At 65.5% G+C, this 20,943-nt stretch carries 25 protein-coding genes, 1 tRNA gene and 1 pseudogene; 11 read left to right on the top strand and 16 right to left on the bottom strand.

The annotated features are described in order from the left end of the window. The first annotated feature begins 57 nt into the window (after nt 1-57). From MSZK_RS33380 to MSZK_RS06190, 3 genes are all read left to right on the top strand, one after another. The gene (locus MSZK_RS33380) at nt 58-186 is read left to right on the top strand and encodes a hypothetical protein (RefSeq protein WP_255414190.1); all 129 of its coding nucleotides are present in this window, start codon (nt 58-60) and stop codon (nt 184-186) included. Then, nucleotides 183-296: a DUF3349 domain-containing protein gene (locus MSZK_RS32845; protein ID WP_233211135.1), complete on the top strand. Its 114-nt coding sequence runs from the start codon at nt 183-185 to the stop codon at nt 294-296. The genes MSZK_RS33380 and MSZK_RS32845 overlap by 4 nt, the downstream gene beginning before the upstream one ends. 15 nt (nt 297-311) lie before the next feature. Further along, nucleotides 312-384, top strand: a tRNA-Arg gene (locus MSZK_RS06190). Nucleotides 385-431: 47 nt separating this feature from the next. Here MSZK_RS06190 and MSZK_RS33535 read toward each other — a convergent pair. Further along, nucleotides 432-643 (bottom strand): annotated as a pseudogene (locus MSZK_RS33535) (site-specific integrase); the annotation flags it as partial. Between the two features lie 48 nt (nt 644-691). Beyond that, nucleotides 692-880, bottom strand: a complete 189-nt coding sequence (locus MSZK_RS06180; protein WP_099245891.1) for a hypothetical protein — start codon at nt 878-880, stop codon at nt 692-694. Between the two features lie 446 nt (nt 881-1,326). On the opposite strand from MSZK_RS06180, the gene MSZK_RS06175 reads away from it, so the two are divergent. Then, nucleotides 1,327-1,788, top strand: a complete 462-nt coding sequence (locus MSZK_RS06175) for a hypothetical protein (RefSeq protein WP_142389879.1) — start codon at nt 1,327-1,329, stop codon at nt 1,786-1,788. Between the two features lie 36 nt (nt 1,789-1,824). On the opposite strand, the gene MSZK_RS06170 is transcribed toward MSZK_RS06175, so the two are convergent. The 8 genes from MSZK_RS06170 to MSZK_RS06135 form a co-directional block, all read right to left on the bottom strand. Beyond that, nucleotides 1,825-2,781 (bottom strand): hypothetical protein, encoded by a 957-nt coding sequence (locus tag MSZK_RS06170; protein WP_099245880.1) that lies wholly within the window; start codon nt 2,779-2,781, stop codon nt 1,825-1,827. Nucleotides 2,782-2,790: 9 nt separating this feature from the next. Continuing rightward, the gene (locus MSZK_RS06165) at nt 2,791-3,228 is read right to left on the bottom strand and encodes a hypothetical protein (protein ID WP_099245878.1); all 438 of its coding nucleotides are present in this window, start codon (nt 3,226-3,228) and stop codon (nt 2,791-2,793) included. A gap of 142 nt (nt 3,229-3,370) precedes the next feature. Then, the gene (locus MSZK_RS06160; protein ID WP_142389878.1) at nt 3,371-4,147 is read right to left on the bottom strand and encodes a hypothetical protein; all 777 of its coding nucleotides are present in this window, start codon (nt 4,145-4,147) and stop codon (nt 3,371-3,373) included. Next, the gene (locus MSZK_RS06155; RefSeq protein ID WP_158230554.1) at nt 4,071-4,604 is read right to left on the bottom strand and encodes a recombinase family protein; all 534 of its coding nucleotides are present in this window, start codon (nt 4,602-4,604) and stop codon (nt 4,071-4,073) included. Before MSZK_RS06155 ends, MSZK_RS06160 begins: the two co-directional genes overlap by 77 nt. Further along, complete coding sequence (locus tag MSZK_RS33375; protein WP_255414189.1) at nt 4,601-4,729, bottom strand: hypothetical protein; 129 nt, start codon at nt 4,727-4,729, stop codon at nt 4,601-4,603. The genes MSZK_RS06155 and MSZK_RS33375 overlap by 4 nt, the downstream gene beginning before the upstream one ends. A 160-nt stretch (nt 4,730-4,889) precedes the next feature. After that, a complete protein-coding gene (locus MSZK_RS31965; protein WP_142389877.1) occupies nt 4,890-5,807 on the bottom strand; it encodes a hypothetical protein in 918 nt (305 codons plus the stop codon). 562 nt (nt 5,808-6,369) lie between these two features. Next, entirely contained in the window at nt 6,370-7,497 is a 1,128-nt protein-coding gene (locus MSZK_RS06140; protein WP_099245867.1) for a diguanylate cyclase, read from the bottom strand. A gap of 49 nt (nt 7,498-7,546) precedes the next feature. Then, nucleotides 7,547-8,230, bottom strand: coding sequence for a GAF and ANTAR domain-containing protein (locus tag MSZK_RS06135; protein WP_099245865.1), 684 nt, complete (start codon nt 8,228-8,230; stop codon nt 7,547-7,549). Nucleotides 8,231-8,468: 238 nt separating this feature from the next. On the opposite strand from MSZK_RS06135, the gene MSZK_RS06130 reads away from it, so the two are divergent. Genes MSZK_RS06130 through MSZK_RS06120 form a run of 3 tightly spaced genes read left to right on the top strand, consistent with a single transcriptional unit; the run spans nt 8,469 to nt 12,161 of the window. After that, nucleotides 8,469-9,698 carry an acetyl-CoA acetyltransferase gene (locus MSZK_RS06130; protein WP_099245863.1) on the top strand — a complete coding sequence of 410 codons (1,230 nt, stop codon included), beginning with the start codon at nt 8,469-8,471 and terminating at the stop codon, nt 9,696-9,698. Next, nucleotides 9,688-11,205 carry a carotenoid oxygenase family protein gene (locus tag MSZK_RS06125; RefSeq protein ID WP_099245861.1) on the top strand — a complete coding sequence of 506 codons (1,518 nt, stop codon included), beginning with the start codon at nt 9,688-9,690 and terminating at the stop codon, nt 11,203-11,205. The genes MSZK_RS06130 and MSZK_RS06125 overlap by 11 nt, the downstream gene beginning before the upstream one ends. Beyond that, nucleotides 11,205-12,161, top strand: coding sequence for a helix-turn-helix domain-containing protein (locus MSZK_RS06120; protein WP_099245859.1), 957 nt, complete (start codon nt 11,205-11,207; stop codon nt 12,159-12,161). Before MSZK_RS06125 ends, MSZK_RS06120 begins: the two co-directional genes overlap by 1 nt. Here the strand turns inward: MSZK_RS06120 and MSZK_RS06115 are convergent. Continuing rightward, the gene (locus tag MSZK_RS06115) at nt 12,154-12,753 is read right to left on the bottom strand and encodes an LpqN/LpqT family lipoprotein (RefSeq protein WP_099245857.1); all 600 of its coding nucleotides are present in this window, start codon (nt 12,751-12,753) and stop codon (nt 12,154-12,156) included. The two genes, MSZK_RS06120 and MSZK_RS06115, sit on opposite strands and share 8 nt — an antisense overlap. Before the next feature lie 172 nt (nt 12,754-12,925). Here MSZK_RS06115 and MSZK_RS06110 point away from each other — a divergent pair, with 172 nt between their 5' ends. After that, nucleotides 12,926-13,375, top strand: coding sequence for an Hsp20/alpha crystallin family protein (locus MSZK_RS06110; RefSeq protein WP_099245855.1), 450 nt, complete (start codon nt 12,926-12,928; stop codon nt 13,373-13,375). A 34-nt stretch (nt 13,376-13,409) separates the two neighbouring features. Here MSZK_RS06110 and MSZK_RS06105 read toward each other — a convergent pair whose 3' ends face one another. The 3 genes from MSZK_RS06105 to MSZK_RS06095 are packed head-to-tail and all read right to left on the bottom strand — an operon-like array spanning nt 13,410 to nt 16,006. Continuing rightward, entirely contained in the window at nt 13,410-14,003 is a 594-nt protein-coding gene (locus MSZK_RS06105) for a GNAT family N-acetyltransferase (RefSeq protein ID WP_099245853.1), read from the bottom strand. Then, nucleotides 14,000-14,422, bottom strand: coding sequence for a hypothetical protein (locus MSZK_RS06100; RefSeq protein WP_099245851.1), 423 nt, complete (start codon nt 14,420-14,422; stop codon nt 14,000-14,002). Before MSZK_RS06100 ends, MSZK_RS06105 begins: the two co-directional genes overlap by 4 nt. Nucleotides 14,423-14,431: 9 nt before the next feature. Continuing rightward, nucleotides 14,432-16,006, bottom strand: coding sequence for an ABC-F family ATP-binding cassette domain-containing protein (locus tag MSZK_RS06095; protein WP_099245849.1), 1,575 nt, complete (start codon nt 16,004-16,006; stop codon nt 14,432-14,434). Nucleotides 16,007-16,162: 156 nt separating this feature from the next. On the opposite strand from MSZK_RS06095, the gene MSZK_RS06090 reads away from it, so the two are divergent. Beyond that, entirely contained in the window at nt 16,163-16,609 is a 447-nt protein-coding gene (locus tag MSZK_RS06090; protein WP_099245847.1) for a cupin domain-containing protein, read from the top strand. Here the strand turns inward: MSZK_RS06090 and MSZK_RS06085 are convergent. Beyond that, a complete protein-coding gene (locus tag MSZK_RS06085) occupies nt 16,599-17,330 on the bottom strand; it encodes a 3-keto-5-aminohexanoate cleavage protein (protein ID WP_099245845.1) in 732 nt (243 codons plus the stop codon). The two genes, MSZK_RS06090 and MSZK_RS06085, sit on opposite strands and share 11 nt — an antisense overlap. Nucleotides 17,331-17,379: 49 nt before the next feature. Between MSZK_RS06085 and MSZK_RS06080 the strand changes: the two genes are divergently transcribed. Both MSZK_RS06080 and MSZK_RS06075 read left to right on the top strand, forming a co-directional pair. Beyond that, nucleotides 17,380-19,098 carry an NAD-binding protein gene (locus MSZK_RS06080; protein ID WP_099245842.1) on the top strand — a complete coding sequence of 573 codons (1,719 nt, stop codon included), beginning with the start codon at nt 17,380-17,382 and terminating at the stop codon, nt 19,096-19,098. Between the two features lie 96 nt (nt 19,099-19,194). Next, the gene (locus tag MSZK_RS06075; RefSeq protein ID WP_233211134.1) at nt 19,195-20,040 is read left to right on the top strand and encodes a hypothetical protein; all 846 of its coding nucleotides are present in this window, start codon (nt 19,195-19,197) and stop codon (nt 20,038-20,040) included. On the opposite strand, the gene MSZK_RS06070 is transcribed toward MSZK_RS06075, so the two are convergent. Next, on the bottom strand, nt 20,037-20,924 hold the full coding sequence (locus tag MSZK_RS06070) for an amidohydrolase family protein (RefSeq protein WP_099245837.1): 888 nt from the start codon (nt 20,922-20,924) through the stop codon (nt 20,037-20,039). The genes MSZK_RS06075 and MSZK_RS06070 overlap by 4 nt on opposite strands. Nucleotides 20,925-20,943: the final 19 nt, after the last annotated feature.

The following is a 20,943-nucleotide window of genomic DNA, read 5'->3' as shown; positions in this document are numbered from 1 at the left end:
CAACGACGGTTTCACAGGGCTATTCGGATGCAGCAGTACAGCGATAACGAGACAAGAATGCAGCAGTGCGCGCAGGGTGTGCTGATCGGACTGGCCCAGGACGTCGAGCCGGAGGCCGACAGCAATGCCACCGCGGTCGCCCGCTACGAATGGGGCGCGCTACTGCCACGCCGGAGACAGCCATGAAACACCGCCTCGTCGCCTGGTTTCGCAAGGACTACCCGCAGGCCGCGCCCGCGCGCGGTCACTGCCCGCTGATCGCCCTGTGCGGCGAACGCACCGACACCAAGCGGTAAGCTCCCAGCCGGTGCGCCCCCGTAGCTCAGGGGATAGAGCACGGCTCTCCTAAAGCCGGTGTCGCAGGTTCGAATCCTGCCGGGGGCACTGTTCAGAGGTGGTATCTAGCCACACTATCTAGCGTGATTCATCGTTTATTCATCGTTAAGCAAGTCGGCAACCGCGGTGTGCGCATACGGCCGCGGGCCATGTATTTGTCTTGCGTCATCGAGATCCGGCTGTGGCCCAGGTGGTCGGCGCCGATCCTCGCGGACAGTCCCTCGTCGTCGATCAGCGTGGCCACGGTCTTACGGAAGCTGTGCGACGTGGGGCTTGGCAGCCGAGCCGCAACACGTCTGCTGGCCCAGGCTAGAGGGCAACGTGAGCCTTCACGCTGGGCCAGCAGACGGCTGCTCTACTTCAGCGGGCAGGCTGCACGGTGCGCCAGCGCCACATCGAGCCGATCCTTATCGGACCGCATCCAGCTCGCGCCGATCTCGACGATGTCGCCGCACACCAGGCAACGAGCAGATACCTCGTCGTGGTGCACGTAGCTCAGGTCGAAGAGCTCAGCCGGCAGGTTCGACACCTTGGCGTTCGCCATGGTTGTTCTTCTTTCTTGATGATGGTTGTGGGTCAGTCGATCCCCACAAATTCCGGGTCACAACTGGGGGAAATACAGCGCATGGCCTAAAGATCCGCTCACGCGTTGGTGTTCGTCACGGCCGCCTATGGTTCAGCGCACCTGGTGACAACTCGACGCGCCGCCATGACTTCCGCGCGCACGCCGCGGGCCCGCCTGAAGATCCGCTGGCGCCCACCGAGGCCGCGAGAAAGATCCGCACGTCGCCTCGGCGGCGAACACTACACCCGTGTGTGCCGAGACCACAAGAGGTCGGCGCAACCCCGGGGGGAGGACCCCCGGCGGGCATGCCGAGACGCGCCGGATGGCATAGCGCCCGCCTGTCCGTACGAAACTCGGACCGTTTGACGTTCGGAGTTTCATACATTTGACAATGCCCCCGTAGACGTCCTGCGATGCTTTTGCGCATGGCGACTCAGCAACATGGCGGCGCATACGCCGATCCGGAGCTAGAAGGCAGTGCGATCCACCGCGACCAGTTGATCACCAGCCTTCGGGAGCGCAACCCGGACCTGGCGCAAAAGAACATTCGCATTTCGGGCTACTCCGACCCCGTCGATGGGGAATGGGACTTGAGCGGCCCGCGACCTCTCCGTCTGTACAGCGTGCACTTCATGGTGAGCGACCCTTTGGCCGAGTCCGACATGAGGGCATGGTGGGATCAGCTTTCCGGCGATGATCAGGAGCGCCTGAAGCAGGCTTTACAGCAGTACCCGGCTGAGCCGGCGATCGTGGACCTGCTCGTGTCGGCGGGCGAGCCAATGAGTACAACGTGGACGGCGACGTCGATCGCCGACCGTCCTCAAGCGATCGCAATTCACGATCCATTGAAGTCGTTCCTCGAGAACAAGATCGACGACGAGGAGTGAACCCACACCACTGCTGACCATCAACGCGGCGGCGGACTACTTCCGCCAGGGCGGTACGCCTTTCACGCCCCACAGGGCTCGCTGTAGGCGGCCGAGCGCGAGTGGCGGCGGGTCGTTGTGGTATTCGCGGTGGACGGCGAAGGACAGCAGGACGTTGCCCATGTGCTTGCCTTCGTCGTCGAGGCGTTCCATCCCTTGGTCGAGGTACTCCTGAATTTCTTGGCTGGTCGCGCCTTCGGCGAGCCGCTTATTGATTTCGCGGCGCATCAACAGCGCCCACCACGCACTCAGTCGCGCCCGGTGTTGATGTGACCACAGCTCACGAAACATTCTGAGTTCGGGCGTGACTTCGAGGTCTGTGAAGTAGGTTGTGGCGCCGGCGGGGAGTTTCCATGCCCTTCGCCGCTGCGATCGGGTGGCCCATTTGCGGCCTACCGCATGAGCAGACCCGCGCACGGAGATTGCTCCCTCACGGGTGCCGTGGCCGTGCCCGGCGAGGGCTGGCCAGAGGTAAAACTCCGCAGTGACGTGGCCGCCTGGCTCGAGTCGGATGGGATTCGAGAGGTCGGGGGTCAGATCCTTTGGGTCACAGTCTTTCCGAAGGAACTGCCATGGCTGAATGGTTGCGCGGTGCCGCCGGAGGGTCCAGCGATAGCGGTGCCGGACCGCGTACGAGATGTTCTCGACTGACACCGCTGTTCGACCCACGTTGGTGACCCTTACTTGGCCGTATTCGATACCTATGTCGGACATGCCGTCCATGCCGGCCCGGACGTCAGCGAAGGCCGGCCGGCCGCGGCCTGCAGTCCTCCACGTCATGTGCCCGCCATCATCGGTGTAGCAGAACACGAGCTGCACCTTCAGCCGCGCGCCAGAGAGTCGGTACAGCGTCAGCTGCCAGACAACGCCAACAAGAGCGACCGATGCGCTGCAAATCGACACAATGAACGCAGCGACGGCAAGAGGGTCCGGGCCTGCGGGTTCAGGCGGCATGGCCAAAAGTCAGTCTTGCTCGCGCCGGTAGCGCATCCACGCAGGCTCCCCGGGCTTCGCAAGCTTCGCGGCTCGTTCATTGAGCGCGGCGAGCTGCCGGGCCTCTTCTGTCTCCAGATCAGTCTCGTGCTGACGGGCCTGGAGCTCAAAGGGCAGGTCGACAGTCTCGTACTGCTCGTTCGCGTACTCGATGGCTTCGTCAACTGCTCTCACCGCGCGCTCGAAGCTGTCCTCAGGAGCAGTGATGTGCATCCCCTCGCCGTCGTCAGCATGCTTGTAGTTGAACTGCGCCTTGAATCCCAGGTCGCTCAGCTTCGCGTGGAAATGCTGCTTCCACTCGGCCGGCGCCGTCGGTACGGTCCCGATGAACAGATCGACGGTTCTGGCTCCGTACCCCGGCTTCACCTCGGGTGTTCCCACGCGGGCCACCGGCTCCCAATCCGCCATAATCTGTGGCTCCTTGTCTCCATCGAGTAGGACTGGTCCAGGCGCAGACCGTACCGAGGCCCACCGACAACCCATCGTTTATTCATCACTTTTGACGGAGAATTGCAGGGAAACCTTGAGAACTATCGCGGCTATACCAGGATCAAAGCGCCTGAGTAACTATCATTTGCGTGCACCCGGGGGATAGCCAGAGAATTGGATCTTTCAGAAGCCGGTGTCGCAGGTTCGAATCCTGCCGGGGGCACCAAAGTGTTTCTTTCAAACCTGCGCCATCTGGCGCAGGTTTTTCGTTGGCCCTGATCAGGGCATCTGCCAGGGGTTGCGCTCGCCTCTGATCACCGTCGGCGTTGGCGGCATCTGCCGCGTGTTGAACTGCCGCTTCAGCAACGGCAGGATCAAGCAGAGTCCGAAAAGGCTCCGCCAGCTCGCTGCTGAGATCGTCGTCTTTGACCTCAAACCGGGCGAAAAATGCCTGGTTGAAGAGCCGCCTTTCGTGGTGCCCGGCCAGCACGTAGCCCTTGCTCCAGTTCGTCGCGTAGTCGAGTGCTGCATGGAGCGCGGTTTCGAAGCGGTCTACCTCAATATCCGTCGCAGCCAGCCGTGTCTCGATCGCGGAGAGCTGACGCGCAATGCGATCCTGCTCCGTCTTAAGCAGGTCAAGCGGGACAGCACCTGCGTAGTGGGCTTGCAGAAGCCAGATCCGTTCACCTGTGAGGCCGTCATGCTGCGTGGTGAGTTGCTGCCGTTCGGTATTAGTGGCACGTCGATACTCGCGGAACTCGTCGCGCACCATCGCTTCAATCTTGTCCCGGAGGTCGGGCTGCATCTGCAGCGCCCGGTACTCACCTTCGATCAGTTCTTCCAGTCGAGCGATCAGGATCGCGCGCTGCGTACAGTCCGTCGTCTTGGTGCCGTCCAAGGCATATGAAATATGGATATACCTTGCCGGAGCGGTTCTTTGACATCGTGACGATCAGGCGACTGCCGCATCGCCCGCAAAACACGCTTGATTTCAGATAGTGCGGATGCTCGCGCTGCTTCTCCCCCATCGCGTGCGACGCGAGCACATCCTGCACCCGTGTCCACGTCGCCGCATCGACAAGCGGTTGATGGCGCCCGGGGTATCGCACCCCGCGGTAGGTGACCTCACCCTTGCAATAGGGCGTGGTCAGAATTTTATGCAGCGAGTTGTACTTGATGGGCCGACCTGGCGACTTCGGCGTCGGCCTGGTGGCCAACCCACGTCGCTCAAGCTCGGTAGCGAGCAGCTTGAGTGTCCAGTCACCCGTCGCATACGCGGTGAAAGCCCACGCAATCAACGGAGCTTTATCTGGGTCGACATCGACGGTTCGGACTTCGCGGCCCTCAGCATTCACAGCGCGAACATTGCGATAGCCGAGCGGCGCCTTGCCGGGGTTCCGCCCGTCTTGGCCTTCTGCTCCATGCCCTTGTTCAATTCTTGCGCCAGGTTGCGGCTGTAGAACTCGGCGATTGAACTCATGAATACTTTCAAAAATTTATGAAAGAATTAACACGCCGTGCGAGGATTTGATCACAAAACAATGAGTTTGCTGACATCGAGAGTTAAATAACCACTGCCGCAAAGCTACTGCGCAAGCTTCAGCGGGCAGACGCGGTCAGAATACGGAGAAGGCTGTCGTTTAATTCGCGGGAATTGATTGGATGTAGCTGGCGTCGAGGGGGCCGTATCCACCTGAATAGTTCTGGATATCGACGATCACAGGTTTGCCGCCATGGAATTGGAAGGTTGCCTGAAAAGTTACGGTGCCACTAGACAGGCCACTGATCATTCCGTCAACAATTTTCGATGGAACACCGGCTGCGGTGTATCCGTTGGGTAGAGTCCCGTCGTGGAACACAGGCGATTCAATCGTTTTACCGTTTACTGAAGAGACATTCACTCCTCGGAGTACGACATCGCTGCCGCCCCCTTCAACGAGCCTCTGGTGCCCCTTAAACGTAGTTGAAGTGAAGTCATCGAATATTGCACCACTTAGTTTAAGTCGGGTATTTTCAGGGAGATCAGAATTTTGCTGGATGTCTTGGATTGTTGTGAACAGAGTAAAGATTTCGTCTCCGGACATTTGCTCGGACTGAGGGACAAAGCTTTTAATGTATTCATAGCCACCCGCCGCTTCTTGCTCGTTGAATCGTTTTCGTACTTTTTCGTAATGCTCTTCTAGCAGAGTTTTGCCAGTAAATTCGGGGTTGATAGAGGCTTGATTAAGCACACTATATGCCCAGTCGAGTCGTTCTTGGGCGGTGAAGTATCGTTCGTTGAGGAACTGATCAGGGGTTGCATTGCTTACATTGAGGTTGGCTGGGCGCTCTGCCCTAGTGCTTTCTGCTTTTTGTTCGGCAAGCTTGTCTTGGACTGTGTCAAGGGCGATTTTGTCGACATCGTGTCCTATGTGATCTTTGACGACGGTTTCATATCCTAGGATGGCTAGGCCACCTAATACGAGCGCGCCAATTCCCTTTTTGAGTTTATTGTATTTTTTGTCGTTGTTGTTTGGGTTGCCTGGGCTTTGCGGCAACTGATCCGAGTTGGCGACCATGGTATAAGTGCTCCTTAAATTTACTTGTATCTATTACACTAAATGGTGAGAAAAAGCAATGCCAGGTTGGCGCTAGCGCATAATGTGGATTACTGCTTGTTTGGCACCGCCGTTGGTGGTGCCGTTTACACATCCCGCCAGTTCCGACCGCGCGTGCTCAACCAGCGATTGATGCCCGAAAAGGAGCAGCCGGGCCTCTGCGCGTTCCGCGTCGGACCGGTCTTCTCGCACCTACGGGTTCCAGCGGCTGTCTTCATTCATGTCCTTGAAAGCTGCTCGCGTCGATACGAACTTGTCCGCGATTGCCGTGGCGCCGCGCCTGGGCTTCCACAGCATGCGGTCGTGGTCGAAAACGCCTTCAGTCGACAGGGTGGTGGTCGCTATGGACACTCGCGCTCTTGCGGTTGAGGGATGTATTGCTCACGGCCTGCTGCTGGAGGTCGCCGAGCGGGCCAGGTAGCCGCCGTTGGCGCTAAGTCAATCTTCCACTGTTTCTTCGTGTTCGATGTCCATCCGTCTCGGGGGTTCCCCGGCGACCAGCTTCGATGATCCGCGCCGAGCATCAGGCGGATTGACTCACGTCGCCTTCCAACCCGGGCGGTCGCCGTCCGATCGAATCGGTGTCCTGGTGGCGAAAGCCGTTTCCGCCGGCGCGTTTGGCCCGATACATGGCCCAGTCGGCGGTGGCGACGAGCTGGTCGACCAGAAGCTTGTCGTTCCCGTGGGCCTCGTTCGGCCGCACCGCGCTGGTGCCGACGCTGGCGGTGACCCCCGCCGGCGACTGCGCGATCGCCGTGCAGATCCGGTGCGCCAACTCCCGGCAGTCCGCGGTCGGCGACGTCGTTGCAAGCAGGAACTCCTCGCCGCCACTGCGCGCGACGACCGCGATGTCGCCGGCGGTCTGCGTGATGGCTTGGGCGACATGCACCAGCGCCTCGTCGCCGGCCGCGTGCCCGTACCGGTCGTTGACCGCCTTGAACGCGTCCAGATCGATCAACGCCACCACCAGATAGGCGCCTGAGGCCCGGGCCATCTCGATCAAGCCCGAGGTGTCGCGGTGGAAGGTCCGTCGGTTCAGCAACCCCGTCAACGGATCACGTTCGGCGCGAAGCAGATCCGCCCCCAGCGCGCGGACCAGTATCTGGATCGCCAGCGGAAGCGCGATGTTGATCTGGATGATCAACCACCAGTCCACCGCGGCCAGAACCGGTTGTCCCTCGGCGGCCATCCGCGCCGCACCGCTGGTCACCACCGCCGCGGCGACGGCGAAGTTGTACAGCACGAACCCGGTGGTGAGGAAGAACGCGATATAGGCACCGATGGTGGCGAACGCGATACACCCGACCACCGAAGGCAGCGCCCTCGGATAGGCCAGACACGCCATCGCGATCGATGCGTTGGTGACCACGGCGAAGACGAAGGCCTCGCGCCGCGTCGGCCAGCGCACGGCGAACAGCACCGCCCCGCCGATGCCACCGAGCACCGCCAGCCAGGTCAGGGTGATGGGCACGGTCCCGGTCGGGCCGTCGGCGGATCCGAGCAACGCCAGCAGACACGCGACGAACGAACTCGCGAGGAACGCCATCAGGGCCCGGGTGGCCCCGCGCATGCCTCGGTCGGCCAGGTAAGCGCTCAACCAGTCGTAGTGGTCAGAGGTGCGCCACCACCGCTCGAGCACAGCACTCGACATGGCCCAACCCCCGCAGTACCGGAAAAACTATGGTCACGATACCGAGGAGCTAATCGCCCCGGGTCTCGATCACCCGGTTCGCGATGTCGACAAGCCTGGTGTTGGTGGTCTGTGACAGCTCCCGCAGCATCTCGAACGCCCGCATGGCGTCGACATTGAAGCGTTCCATGATCACGCCCTTGGCCTGGCCGATCACGTCGCGGGTGGTCAACGCCGACTCCAGCTGCTCGCCGTGGCGGCTGGCGATGATCGCCGATGCCGCGTGCGCGGCCAGCACCGAGCCGATCGCCTCGGACTGACCGTCGAACGCGTGCGGCGCCAGCCCGAACAGATTGAGCGCGCCGGCGGTCGACTCGCTGGTGTACAGCTTGAACGACAGGCCACTGCGCACCCCGAGTTCGGCGACTGCACTGCTGTACTTGGGCCAACGACGTTCCGTGGTGAAATCGTCGGTCCGCACGATCAGCTCATCGATCGCCGCCTGAATACAGGGACCTTCCCCGCACGTCTCCTGCAGCGCGTCGAGCTCGTAGATGAGCTCGGAGGTGCCGAACAGCGATTCGAACTTGCCGCCCTTGCCGATCAACAACACACCGCAGGTGTCGGTGCCCGGAATCATCTCGGCCGCCGCAGCCGTCACGCCGGCGAGAACCTCGTCGACATCGCGCGGCAGGGCGGTGGCCCGGGACAGCTCGGCCATCCGCTGCGCCAGATCGTGGTTGGACCTAGACATCGGTGTGGTGTTCCCCGAAGCCCATCGAAACTAACCGAAACCACTCGCCGCCCCACCCGACGACGACGTTTGTGGATGATCGGCCCTGGCAATGCTGCGCTGAAGCGGGCGCGGTGGTCGACACCCACGCCCGCCGAGGTCCTGTCGGTTCAGACCGCGAGCCGATGGGACCGCCTCCCCTCGCCGCGGCTCGGGCATTCCGGCCCGCTACTCTTTTAGCTGTAGTAACTTCGGCGCTGTGGCAGGCAACGTCTGGATTCTCGGTGGCTACCAGAGCGACTTCGCTCGAAACTTCGCCCGGGAAGGCCACGACTTCGCGGCGCTGACCCGCGAGGTCGTCGATATGACTCTGGCTGAGTCGATGATCGACGCCGTCGACATCGGCGTCGTCCACGTCGCCAACGCGTTCGGGGAGCTGTTCTCCCAACAAGGACACCTCGGTGCCATGCCGGCCACCGTGCACGAGGGGTTGTGGGACACCCCGGCCACTCGGCACGAGGCGGCCTGCGCCTCCGGCAGCGTGGCCGCGTTGGCGGCGATGGCCGACCTGCGCGCCGGCAACTACCGCACCGCACTGGTGGTCGGCGTCGAGTTGGAGAAGACGGTGCCCGGCGACACCGCCGCCGCCCACCTCGGTACCGCGGCCTGGACCGGTCACGAGGCCACCGATGCCAAGTACGTGTGGCCGTCGATGTTCTCGCAGGTCGCCGCGGAGTACGACCGCCGCTTCGGACTCGACGATGCCCACCTGCACGCAATCGCGACAACGAACTTCGCCAACGCGCGGCGCAACCCCAACGCCCAGACTCGCGACTGGCAGGTCCCCGATCTCGCGTCGGGCGGCAGCGACGACACCGTCAACCCGCCCGTGGAGGGCCGGATCCGTCGTTACGACTGCAGCCAGATGACCGACGGCGGGGCCGGCATCGTGCTGGTCAACGACGACTTCCTCCGCGATCACCCCGGGGTGCGCCCGATCGGGTTGATCGAGGGCTGGGGTCACCGCACGGTCGGACTCGGTCTGCGCCAGAAACTCGACCATGACGCGGCCAACCCGTATGTGGTGCCGCACGTTCGAGCCGCCGTACACGACGCGTTCGGCCGGGCCGGCGTCGGGATCGACGACCTCGACGGCTTCGAGGTGCACGACTGCTTCACCCCGAGTGAGTATCTGGCCATCGATCACATCGGCCTGACCGGCCCCGGCGAGTCCTGGAAGGCGATCGAGAACGGCGAGATCCAGATCGGCGGCCGTCTGCCGATCAACCCGAGCGGCGGGCTGATCGGCGGCGGGCATCCGGTGGGTGCGTCGGGCATCCGGATGATGCTTGACGCCGCCAAACAGGTCAGCGACCTGGCCGGTGACTATCAGGTCGACGGAGCGCGCCGTTTCGGTACCCTCAACTTCGGCGGGAGTACCGCCACCACAGTCAGTTTCGTGATCAGGTCGGCAGACGATGGACACTGAGATCGTCGGGAAGTTCCTGTCCACCCTGCCCGAGGACGACGACCACCCCTACCGCACCGGACCGTGGCGGCCACAGACCGCCGAGTGGCGCGCCGACGATCTCACCGTGGTGGACGGCGAGATTCCCGTCGACCTCGACGGGATCTACCTACGCAACACCGAGAATCCCCTACATCCGGCGTTCAAGGCCTACCACCCCTTCGACGGCGACGGGATGCTGCACATCGTCGGATTCCGCGATGGAAAAGCGTTCTACCGCAACCGGTTTGTCCGCACCGACGGATTCGCGGCGGAAAACGCCGCCGGCGGCCCGCTCTGGCCTGGACTGGCCGAGCCGCTGTCGCTGGCGAAGGTGGACCACGGCTGGGGCGCCCGCACGCTGCTGAAGGACGCGTCCAGCACCGACGTGGTGGTGCACCGCGGCACCGCGCTGACGAGCTTCTACCAGTGCGGCGACCTGTACCGGGTCGACCCGTACTCGGCCGAAACCCTCGGCAAGGAGACGTTCAACGGCGCGTTCCCGGCCGACTGGGGAGTCTCGGCACATCCCAAGGTTGACGATCGCACCGGCGAGATGCTGTTCTTCAGCTACTCGAAGTCCGCACCGTACCTGCGCTACGGCGTGGTCGACGCGAACGACGACCTGGTGCACCACACCGACGTCCCGCTGCCCGGCCCACGGCTGCCGCACGACATGGCCTTCACCCGAAACTACGTCATCCTCAACGACTTTCCGCTGTTCTGGGATCCCGAGCTGTTGGAGCGCGACCTGCACGTCGCCCGTTTTCACCGGGACACGCCCTCACGGTTGGGGGTGCTGCCCCGCCGCGGGAGCAGCAGCGACATCCACTGGTTCGAGGCCGATCCCACCTATGTCCTGCACTTCGTGAACGCCTACGAGGACGGCGACGAGATCGTGCTGGATGGCTTCTTCCAGGGCGACCCGGAGCCGACGGACAACGGCACCGGCACCAAGTGGCAGCGGGCCTTCCGGTTCCTTGCTCTCGACCGGATGCAGACCAGGCTGCACCGCTGGCGGCTCAACCTGCGCACCGGCGGTCTCACCGAAGAACCGCTGTCGGACACCATCACCGAGTTCGGCATGATCAACAGCGGGCATCTCGGTGAGCCGTACCGCTACACCTATGCGGCCACTGGCAAGCCGGGCTGGTTCCTGTTCGACGGACTGGTCCGCCACGACGTGCACACCGGCGCCGAGCAGCATTACCGCTTCGACGACGGCGTCTACGGAAGTGAGACGGCCATGGCGCCCCGGGCCGGTAGCCAGGCCGAGGACGACGGCTACCTGGTGACGTTGACCTCCGATATGACCGCCGACGCGTCGTACTGCCTGGTGTTCGACGCCGCCCGGCTCCCCGACGGGCCGGTGTGCAAACTTCAACTGCCGGAACGGATCTCCAGCGGCACCCACTCCACCTGGGTGGCTGGCGATGCGTTGCGCCGCTGGCGTGCCACCGATTCGGCCGCCGAGGCGATCGGGCTGTAGTGGGCGATACCGTACCCGCCGGGACACCCACCGTCCTGGCGCCCGATGGCCCCAATGCCATCGGCCGGATGCTGGGCCTGCTCGGCGACGAGTGGAACCTGCTGATCGTCCAGCAGGCGCTGTTGGGCGCCAGCCGGTACAGCCAGTTCATGGCCCGCTTGCCGATCTCGAATTCGGTTCTGACCAACCGGTTGCGGACGCTGGTCGACGACGGCCTGCTGACCCGCAAGGTGCATGCCTCCACCCGGGCGCGGACCGAGTATCTGATCACCGAGCGCGGCCGGTCGCTGTGGCCGGCGTTGCTGTCCATCTGGGGTTGGGAACGCAACTGGGTGACCGGGCATCGCGAGAACCTGCCCGCCATGTGCCACACCGCCTGCGGGTCGTACTTCACCCCACAGTTGCGGTGCAACGCCTGTCACGCCGCAGTCGCGGGCGCGGAGGTGGCCCTGAGCCTGGGGCCCAGCGGGACGTGGTCTCGCTCGGCGCCCGCCGCCTCGACACGGCGCCGCTCGGAGAGCGACGCCACCGCCCGGCATGCGGGCCTGTTTCCCGAGACCATGAGCATCCTCGGGAATCGCTGGGCGGCAGCTCTTCTGGTGGCCGCCTTCCTGGGCACCACCCGCTTCACCGATTTTCAGACGCAATTGGGGGCACCGCCGAGCCTGCTGGCCGAGCGGCTGCAGACCTTCTGCCACATCGGTGTGCTGACCACCGCGCCGACCGAGCGCTCGGGCCCCGAGCGGGCCGCCTATCTGTTGACTGAGAAGGGTCTGGCGTTCTTCCCGGTGCTGACCGCCGCCCTGCAATGGGCCCAGTGGTGGTTCCAGGCCCCCGAAGGTCCCGCGGTGGTGATGACGCATCGGGAGTGCGGGGCCGGCTTCACCGGCGAACTCGCGTGCGATCACTGCACCGAGAGGCTGAGCGGCGCCGAGGTCACGCCGGTCGCTATTTAGGCGGGAGTATCTGGAATCCCTTGAGAATCACCGCGGAATCGGCGGCGTAGGTAGGGTTGTCGGGCTTGATCGTCTGCACTGTCAGCGTGGTGACGTAGTTGACGTCACCGGCCTGATAGACCACCGCGAGTGAGGTCGCGTTGCGAGCCGGGATCTTGCCCATCGCCGGGGCGGTGTAGCTGGTCGATTGCGCCGGTGACCCGCACACCTGCGCCGGGGCGGACTTCAGATCCTTGACCTTCAGCTTCGACACCAGCTGGGTGTTCTGGGCGTCGAGAATCTGCTGCGGCTTGCCCAGGTCGGACCCCACCTTCTGCAGCGTCACGACCGCGTTGGGGGTGAACCCCGCGTCGGTGAGGCTTTCGTTGCGCAGCGCGAACCGGATCGTCTCGGAGTCCAACTTGGTGGTGCGCTCCCAGCCCTGCGGTTGCGGCAACCGCAGTCGCGGCTCCTGATCGGTGCGGGTCGGGATGTCGGCCATCGGCACCGACACTTCGTCGCATTTCACCGCTACCGGCTTCGCGTCCTCCGAACAACCCGCGATGGCCACCACCAGCGCGGCCGTCAACGCGGCCGACAGCCGTAACGTCATCCTGCGCAATCTCGTCCCTTCGCGAAAACCCGGCCCAGCCTACCCGCGACCGGGCGAGATCCGGTCGAAAAGTATTAGCACTCTTACTGCCCGAGTGCTAATCTGGCGGTGCACAGTAGAGCTGCCCGCCAGGGTGGCGGGCTTACGTTCGAAGATCCAGGAGGTGAGTACTGTGCTGCGCTTCGATCCGTTCAATGACCTCGATGCCATGGCCCGGGGACTGTTGGCCAGCCAAGCTGGAACCGATCGCAGCCCCAGGTTCATGCCGATGGACCTCTACAAGGTCGACGACCACTATGTCCTGACCGCCGACCTGCCCGGCGTGGATCCCGGTTCGATCGACGTCAACGTCGACAACGGGACCCTCACGCTGACCGCGCACCGGTCGGCACGCTCGGAGGACTCGGTGCAGTGGCTGACCAGTGAGCGATTCTTCGGCACCTACCGTCGCCAGCTCGCACTCGGCGAGGGCATCGACACCGGCAAGATCTCGGCCACCTACGAGAACGGCGTGCTCACGGTGACGATCCCGCTGGCCGAGCGGGCCAAGCCCCGCCGCATCGAGATCACCCGCACCGGCGAGAGCAAGCCGATCGAGCCGACGACCGTCGACGCGGGCTGAGGCCCAACCTATTCCGTCCGTTCCTGCTCGGCCGTCACTCGTGACGGCCGAGCAGGAACGTGAGGTTGTTGCGCACTGCCGGCCATTCGATGTCCAGGATCGAGTAGACCACGGTGTCGCGGCGCGACCCGTCGGCCAGCAACTGGTGACTGCGCAGCACGCCGTCCATCTTCGCGCCGAGCCGTTCGATGGCCGCCCGGCTGGCCTGATTGAAGAAATGCGTGCGCAACTCCACAGCGACGCAACCGAGTTCGTCGAACGCATGGCTCAGCAGCACCAGCTTGGTCTCGGTGTTGACCCCCGTGCGCCGCGCCGACGCCGAGTGCCAGGTGTGTCCGATCTCCAGACGGCGGTTGGCGGCGTCCACATGAAACAGGCTCGACGAGCCGACGACCACACCGTCGGTACGTCGCCGGATCACGTACGTCACGCCTTCGTCGGCAGCCTGCATGGCAGCCATCCTGGACACCCACGCTGCCGCGGTCTGCGGCGTCGGCGCGCTGGTGAACCACAGCTCCCCCACGTCCTCGGCGGCGACGGCGATCTCCGGAATGTGGGAATCATCCAGCGGCTCAAGGGAAACCCAACGCGGGCCGGTCAGCGTGACGGGTGCGACGAACCGGCTCATCGTCTGCCCGCCAGCGCCGCGATCAGTGCCCACGCCGACGACAACAGCGCACCGGCCGTGCACGCCGCTCCGAGGTAGAACCCGTATCCGGCCGACATCGGCGGGCTGACGTTGAGGTGGTAGTACCAGTAGGTCAGCACGCCGAGCAGCACCGAGATCACCAACGCTGCCGCGGCGGCCAGCCGCGGGGACAGCTCGCGCGCCACCATCGCGCCGGTGACGATCAGCACCGAGGCCAACAGCACGATCAACTGGCCGGCGCCGAAGCGTGGCGGAAGCACAATGCTGCCGACCGTGCCACCGATCGCGCTGGCCCGGCCGCCGCCGGCCGCCGATGTGGTCAACCACGGCAGCCAGGCGCTGACCGCCAGCGCCGCCGCGCACAGCACGACGAACCAGCCCGGGCGCAGGTGTGCCATGGTCAGACCCTAACCCGCCTCGTCCAGGACCCCGGAACGCCGCATCGACAAGGTCCGATCCAGATCCAGCCGGGCCAGGAACTCGTCGTCGTGGCTGACCACGATCAGCGCACCGCGATAGGCCGCCAGGGCGTCCACCAGTTGGTCCACGGTGGCCAGGTCGAGATTGTTGGTCGGTTCGTCCAGCACGATCAGCTGGGGTGGCGGTTCGGCGAGCAGCAACCGTGCCAGCGCCACCCGGAATCGTTCCCCGCCCGACAGCGTGGCCACCGGCCGGTAGACCGCATCACCGCGCAGCAGGAACCGCGCCAGGCGGGTGCGCACCAGGGCGGCATCGGCATTCGACGCTCCCGCCAGCACGTTGTCCAGGACACTGGCCCGCTCGTCGAGACCGTCGATGCGTTGGGGGAGGTACCCGACCCGGTCGGTCAGCAACCGCCCGGCGGACCCGGCGAGCAGCGCCTCGAGCAGTCTGGTCTTCCCGATTCCGTTCGGCCCCGTCACGGCAATCCGTTCCGGACCCATCACCACCAAAGGTCCACGCCGGCCGGGCAATTCGGCGATCCGGCGGCTGGCTGGAACCTCCAGATCAGGCAGGTCGACGCGGATGCGTTCGTCACTGCGGAGCCTGGCCTCGGCTGCCTGCAGGGCGTCGGCCGCCGCGGCCGCCTTGTCCTCGAGCTCGGTGCGAAGTTTGCCTGCCGCCACCTCGGCGGATGCCGCCCAGGTGTTCATCACGATCTTGGGCGCGCGAAGGTTGTCATAGTCCTTCTGCGCCTTGCGGTTACGCCGCGCCAGCTTGATCTCGGCCGCCGCGCGCCGGCGCTTGTGCACCCGTACCGTCTGCTCAGCCGCCGCGACCGCCTGCGCCGCAGCGGCCTGTTCGCTGTCCAGGTGCGCCCGCCACTGATCGTAGGGGCCGCCGAACGTGGTCAGCCGGTGGTTGTGCAGTTCAGCGGTGTTGTCCATCCGGTTGAGCAGGGCGATGTCGTGGCTGACCACGACCAGCGTGCCGGGCCATTCGGCGATCACATCGAACAACCGGGCGCGGGCGTCCCGGTCGAGGTTGTTGGTGGGCTCGTCGAGCAAGGTGACCTGAGCCGGCTCCAGCCGCGCAGCGGCGACCGCCAGCAGTGTCGCCTCCCCACCGGATACCTGCCCGACCGTGCGGGTCAGGTCGGCGGTTCCCAGTCCGATGCGGGACAGCGCCTGAGCGGCACGGTCGGCGACGTCCCAGTCGTCGCCGATCACGTCGAAGTCCCCCTCGGTCGCGACGCCGGACTCGATGGCGGCCAACGCCGCCAGCTTGGCGCCGATGCCGAGCACGTCGGCGATGGACAGGTGCACGTCCAGCGTCAGGGTCTGCGGCAGGTAGGCGACGTCACCGGTCACGATGACGCTCCCCCGGCTCGGGGTGAGTTCCCCGGCGATCAGCCGCAGCAGGGTCGACTTGCCGGAGCCGTTGGCACCGACGAGCCCGGTGCGTCCGGACGTCAGGGTGCCGCCCACTGCGTCGAGTGCGACGGTTCCGTCCGGCCAGACGAAGTCGAGGTCGATCAGGGTGACGGCAGAGTCGGTGGGCATGGGTCTCCAATGTGGTGGTCAGCGGGCTGGTGAGCGGCGCTGTGATCCACGGCGGAGACCGTCCTTTCCGACTTGCGGTGCGACATCGAGTACGAGCGAGCGCCACGCTAGTGCGGCAACGCAGACGGGGGCAACCGATTTATCTACGCTGTTGCGATGACCGATCTCCCCGACTGGGTTCGACAGCTCGACATGAGCCCGCACCCCGAAGGTGGCTACTTCCGCGAGACCTGGCGCAGTGAGCTGGTGATCGGTGAGTCGGCGCTGCCGCCCGATTACAACGGCCCGCGCAGCGCCGGTACGGCCATCTACTTCGTGCTGATGCCCGGCCAGCAGTCGGCGTGGCATACCGTGCGCAGCGCCGAGATCTGGCTGTATCACCGGGGCAGCCCGCTGCTGTTGGACATCGGGCCGGAAAGAAACAGCGCCACAACGGTTCTGCTCGGTCCGGACATCAGCGCCGGGCAGCAACCGCAGGTGCTGGTGCCACCGGGCCACTGGCAGCGGGCCCGACCCCGCGACGACGAGCCGACCCTGGTCAGTTGTGTGGTGGTGCCGGGCTTCGACTTCGCGGATTTCGCGCTAGGTCCGGCTAGCGAGTGACCTGACGCAGAACGTCGCGCGCGGCGGCCACGAGTTCGGCGTTGCCTGCCGCCGCCGAGCCGTCCGGCAGCACCAGGGTGTCCTCCAGGCCGATCCGGGTCTGCAGCCCGCGTAACCCCGCGTGTGCCAGCAGCGGCCAGCAGCTGGCGTCCAGGCCGTGCAGCAGCACCGGCGCGGGCGACGATGCGCGGCGGATCCTGGCCAGCAGGTCGTCGGCGGTCTCGGTATCGCCGTCCGAGGACAACTCGATCATCACCCGCATGCAGTGCGGCGCGAGTTCGGAGCGCGCCCAGTCGTCGGCGGCATCGGCGTGGAAGATCCCGATCTCCACCCCGATTCCGCGGCTGAGCAGCACTGCCGCAAGTTCGGGCGAACCGGGCTCGTGCCAGTTGACCGAGGCGAAATCGGGCACCACCGTCCACGACTCGACCGCGCGCAGCCGCTGCTGCTGATCCGGCAGCGCCCAGAAGCCCGTCGTGACGCCCAACGGCAGGCCGGGCAGCGCGCGCCGGACGGTGCTGACCGCCGCGGCGACGATCTCCGGTGCCAGCGAATCGACCCCGTCGGCGGTCTTGGGATGCAGGTGAACGGCCTGCGCTCCGGCAGCGTGGGCAGCCACCGCGGCCTCGGCCAGTTGGGCCGGCGATACCGGCAGCGCCGGATGCGCGTCGGGGGTGCGGGCACCGTTGATGCAGGCTTTGACGTAGGGAGCTGTCGGCATACGTCATTCTGACCCGTCACCGCCGCGGTTTCCGAAGTAGCGTTTCCCCATGCAAGGCCACACCATCGTCTGCGGGGACGACGCCCTCGGTCTGCGGATCATCGACGAGCTCAACAATGCCGGGCTCATCGTGGCGATCGCGCATCACCCCGAGGACCTCGAAGCAGCCGGGATCGCCACCGCCCACGCCGTGATCTGCGCCGACGACGACGATGCGCTCAACCTCGAGGTCGCGCTGCTGGCGAGGCGGGCCAACCCGACGGTGCGCGTGGTCGCGCGCCTGGCCAACACCGTGCTGCGCGAGGCCATGGCCGACGGCAACGGGCCCGGTGCCATCCTCGACGTGGCCGACCTGGCCGCCCCGTCAGTGGTGGAGGCCCTGCTCAAGCGCACCACCCACACGATCTCGGTGGCCGGCGTCGACTTCGTCGTCACCGGCACGACCGCGACCAGGGACGGCACCCTGCGAGAGATCTATGGTGACCTCGCCCCGGTGGCCATCGTGCGTGGCGACGACTCCGAGTCCCCCGGCAAGTTGATCGCGTGTCCCGGCCGCGACGTGCACGTCCAGGCCGGCGACTGGACAGCGATGATCGGCACCGTCGACGAACTGGCCGAACAGGGCATCGAGATCGCCAAGCCGATACCGGCCACCCCGCAGGCGCGCCCGCTGTTCGTCCGGATTTCCGACTCCGTACGCGCGTTCGGCGACGACCTGAACCCGATGTTCTACCGGGCACTGGCGGCGTCGGCCACCCTGCTTGTCGGTTCGACCATCATGCTGCGCTTCGCCTACCAACAGCCCGGCATGGACTGGATCGACGCGCTGTATTTCTCCGCCGAGACCATAGCCACCGTCGGCTACGGCGACTTCAACTTCCTCGATCAACCCGACTGGCTGCGGCTGTGGGGCGTGGCGATGATGTTCGCCGGTGTCGCCACGACCGCGATCGTGGTGGCGTTCGTCGCCGACGTGCTGCTGTCCCGCCGCATCTCCCAGGCCGCCAGCCGGCAGCGGGTGCGCCACCTGCACCGTCACGTCGTGGTGGTGGGCCTCGGATCGTTCGGCATCCGGGTGGCCTCGGTGCTCAAGGCGGCCGGCCACGACGTCGCGGTGATCGAACGCAACGAGGACAACCGCTACCTGTCGGCCGCGGCCGAGCTGGAACTGCCAGTCATCTTCGGCGACGCCACGCTGCGCCAGACCCTGGAGGCGGCCCGGATCGACGACGCCCGAGCGGTCGCGGTGCTCACCCAGAATGACATGGTCAACATCGAGACCGGCATCGTGCTGCGCGAGATGCTCGGTGCGCGAAGCCTTCCCGAGGTGCACCGGGCCGATATCCCGATCGTGTTGCGCATCTACGACCGGGCGCTCGGCGCCGCGGTGGGCCAGCGGTTCAAGTTCGAATACGTCCGCTCGATCGTCGACCTGGCCACCCCGTGGTTCATCGGGGCGGCGATGGGTCTCGACGTACTGGGCACGTTCTCGGTGGGTCAGCGCTCGTTCATGGTGGGCGCCGTGCAGGTGCAGCCCGGCAGTGAGCTCGACGGTATCCGGATGTTCGGGCTCTCCACCGACACCCGGGTCATCGCGATCGGCGGCGCCGACGTACCGCTTCGGCTGCATCCACGGCGGGATACGCAGCTCAACGCCGGAGACATCGCCTACCTGGTCGGGCCGTACCGCGAACTGATCGCCACGCTGCGCAAGGGCCAGCGAGCGACGAGCACCACCCCGCTGAGCGGGCCGACGCGCAACGGCTGACCGCCGGATCCGCCCGGACCCCGCCACCGGGCTGCCCTACCCTTTGCTCATGACGTGGTCGGGTGACCAGTGACCGGCGGGCACAACCGAGACGAGATGCGCCGCCGCATCGAGGAGCGCTACCACCGGCTGGAGGAGTCGCGCCGCCTCGCCCCGTTCGCGTCACTGGTCGCACGCTTCACCGAAATCGACGGCGGCACACAGGGTGCGGTGGTGTCCACCCAGCTGTTCACCACGGTTATACCGCTGATCATCATCGGGTTCAGCTATATCTCCGGGTTCGCCGACAACGCCAGCCCGGGGACGATTTTCATTCGGCAGTTCGCCCTCGAGCATCCGCTCAACGATCGGGTCAGGGAGGCGTTCGGCAACTCCGCGGGGTTGCGACCGGACTGGACGCTGATCGGGGTGGCGGGGTTCCTGATCTGGGGCGTCCCGATGTCGGCCACCATTTCGACGATCTTCTCCAGGGCCTGGCGCCGCGAACCCTACGGCCTGCTCACCCGACTGCTGCGCGGCACCGTGTGGTTCGGGCTGTACCTGGTGATGATCGCGGTGCGGGAACGGATCACGTTCGGTGGGCATGTCACCGGTTCCGGGCGGGTGCTGTTGTTCATCGCCGGGCTGATACCGGTGTGGCTGTTCTGGTCGATCACCCCCGTACTACTGGTCCGTGACGGTGGACGCGGGCTGACCCCGCTGGCGCTGGCCGGACTGGCCGGTGTGGCGATCGACGGGATCGCCATCCCGTTGGGCTCGCGGGTGTTCTTCCCGTCGCTGCTGCACGACTGGGACGGCTTCGGGCCGATCGGGGTGGCGATGGCGCTGCTGATCTGGTGCGGCGTGGTGGGCACCGGGTGGGTGTTGACCGCCTGCATCGGGGCGGTGCTGTGGGAGCGCACGGCGCCGTCGGAGATGGTCGTCGACTCCCAGACCGGCTAGAGCAGACCGAGCACCCGCAGCGCGTTCTCCTTGAGGATCAGCGGCACCACAGCGGGATCGAGTTCCAGGGTCTCGAAGTCACGCCGCCACCGCTCGATGGTGATGTAGGGGTGGTCGGTGCCGAACAGCGCCTTGGTCCGCAGCTGTCGCCCGATCGCCGAAACCAGCTGGGGCGGGAAGTATTTCGGCGACCAGCCGGACAGGTCGACGAACACGTTGGCTTTGTGCGAGGCAACGGCGATCTGCGCATCGACCCACGGCACGGCCGGATGAGCCATCACGACGGTCAGGTCCGGGAAGTCGGCGGCGACGTCGTCGAGCAGCATCGGGTCGGAGTAGCGCAGCTTGATCCCATGCCCACCCGGCAGCGCCGAGCCCAGGCCGGTCTGACCGGTGTGGAACAGCGCAGGGACACCGGCGGCGGCGATCGCTTCGTAGATCGGATAGAACCGGCGGTCGTTGGGCTCGAAACCCTGCAGACTGGGATGGAACTTGAAACCCCGAACGCCATGGTCGCCGGTCAACTCCCCCACCCGGCGCACCGCGTCGGCGTCCCACGGGTCGACCGAGCCGAACGGGATCAGGACGTCGTTGTGCCGGATCGCCCCCTCGATCAACTCCGTCACCGAGTTGGGCTGGTGGCCCGAAGCCGTGCGCGCGTCGATGGTGAACACCACCGCCGCGGCGTTGTGCTTCCGGTAGTGCTCGGCGAGGTCGTCGACGCGCGCGAAATAGTCCTCGCCGAGCTTGAAGTAGCGGCCGGTGGCCTCGGCCAGTTCGGCGTCGTAGGCGCAGTGGCCGGTGGCGTCGATCTCCACGTGAGTGTGGAAGTCGATCGCATCGACCGCGGCGACATCGATGGCGGGTGAGTACCTGGCGGTCATCGGCGCAGTCTAGAAGAAG

It is taken from the genome of Mycobacterium sp. shizuoka-1, assembly GCF_002723835.1.
GTDB lineage: Bacteria > Actinomycetota > Actinomycetes > Mycobacteriales > Mycobacteriaceae > Mycobacterium.
This window is presented reverse-complemented; position numbering and strand designations above follow the sequence as displayed.

Excerpts from the sequence above, each read along its gene's own strand:
- MSZK_RS31965 (WP_142389877.1), bottom strand. The coding sequence starts at position 5,807 with ATGGTCGCCAACTCGGATCAGTTGCCGCAAAGCCCAGGCAACCCAAAC.
- MSZK_RS06140 (WP_099245867.1), bottom strand. The coding sequence starts at position 7,497 with ATGTCGAGTGCTGTGCTCGAGCGGTGGTGGCGCACCTCTGACCACTAC.
- MSZK_RS06095 (WP_099245849.1), bottom strand. The coding sequence starts at position 16,006 with ATGCCCACCGACTCTGCCGTCACCCTGATCGACCTCGACTTCGTCTGG.
- MSZK_RS06090 (WP_099245847.1), top strand. The coding sequence starts at position 16,163 with ATGACCGATCTCCCCGACTGGGTTCGACAGCTCGACATGAGCCCGCAC.
- MSZK_RS06100 (WP_099245851.1), bottom strand. The coding sequence starts at position 14,422 with ATGGCACACCTGCGCCCGGGCTGGTTCGTCGTGCTGTGCGCGGCGGCG.
- MSZK_RS06170 (WP_099245880.1), bottom strand. The coding sequence starts at position 2,781 with ATGCCGCCTGAACCCGCAGGCCCGGACCCTCTTGCCGTCGCTGCGTTC.
- MSZK_RS06180 (WP_099245891.1), bottom strand. The coding sequence starts at position 880 with ATGGCGAACGCCAAGGTGTCGAACCTGCCGGCTGAGCTCTTCGACCTG.
- MSZK_RS32845 (WP_233211135.1), top strand. The coding sequence starts at position 183 with ATGAAACACCGCCTCGTCGCCTGGTTTCGCAAGGACTACCCGCAGGCC.
- MSZK_RS33375 (WP_255414189.1), bottom strand. The coding sequence starts at position 4,729 with ATGAGTTCAATCGCCGAGTTCTACAGCCGCAACCTGGCGCAAGAATTG.
- MSZK_RS06125 (WP_099245861.1), top strand. The coding sequence starts at position 9,688 with ATGGACACTGAGATCGTCGGGAAGTTCCTGTCCACCCTGCCCGAGGAC.
- MSZK_RS33380 (WP_255414190.1), top strand. The coding sequence starts at position 58 with ATGCAGCAGTGCGCGCAGGGTGTGCTGATCGGACTGGCCCAGGACGTC.
- MSZK_RS06085 (WP_099245845.1), bottom strand. The coding sequence starts at position 17,330 with ATGCCGACAGCTCCCTACGTCAAAGCCTGCATCAACGGTGCCCGCACC.
- MSZK_RS06135 (WP_099245865.1), bottom strand. The coding sequence starts at position 8,230 with ATGTCTAGGTCCAACCACGATCTGGCGCAGCGGATGGCCGAGCTGTCC.
- MSZK_RS06165 (WP_099245878.1), bottom strand. The coding sequence starts at position 3,228 with ATGGCGGATTGGGAGCCGGTGGCCCGCGTGGGAACACCCGAGGTGAAG.
- MSZK_RS06070 (WP_099245837.1), bottom strand. The coding sequence starts at position 20,924 with ATGACCGCCAGGTACTCACCCGCCATCGATGTCGCCGCGGTCGATGCG.
- MSZK_RS06105 (WP_099245853.1), bottom strand. The coding sequence starts at position 14,003 with ATGAGCCGGTTCGTCGCACCCGTCACGCTGACCGGCCCGCGTTGGGTT.
- MSZK_RS06075 (WP_233211134.1), top strand. The coding sequence starts at position 19,195 with ATGCGCCGCCGCATCGAGGAGCGCTACCACCGGCTGGAGGAGTCGCGC.
- MSZK_RS06115 (WP_099245857.1), bottom strand. The coding sequence starts at position 12,753 with ATGACGTTACGGCTGTCGGCCGCGTTGACGGCCGCGCTGGTGGTGGCC.
- MSZK_RS06175 (WP_142389879.1), top strand. The coding sequence starts at position 1,327 with ATGGCGACTCAGCAACATGGCGGCGCATACGCCGATCCGGAGCTAGAA.
- MSZK_RS06080 (WP_099245842.1), top strand. The coding sequence starts at position 17,380 with ATGCAAGGCCACACCATCGTCTGCGGGGACGACGCCCTCGGTCTGCGG.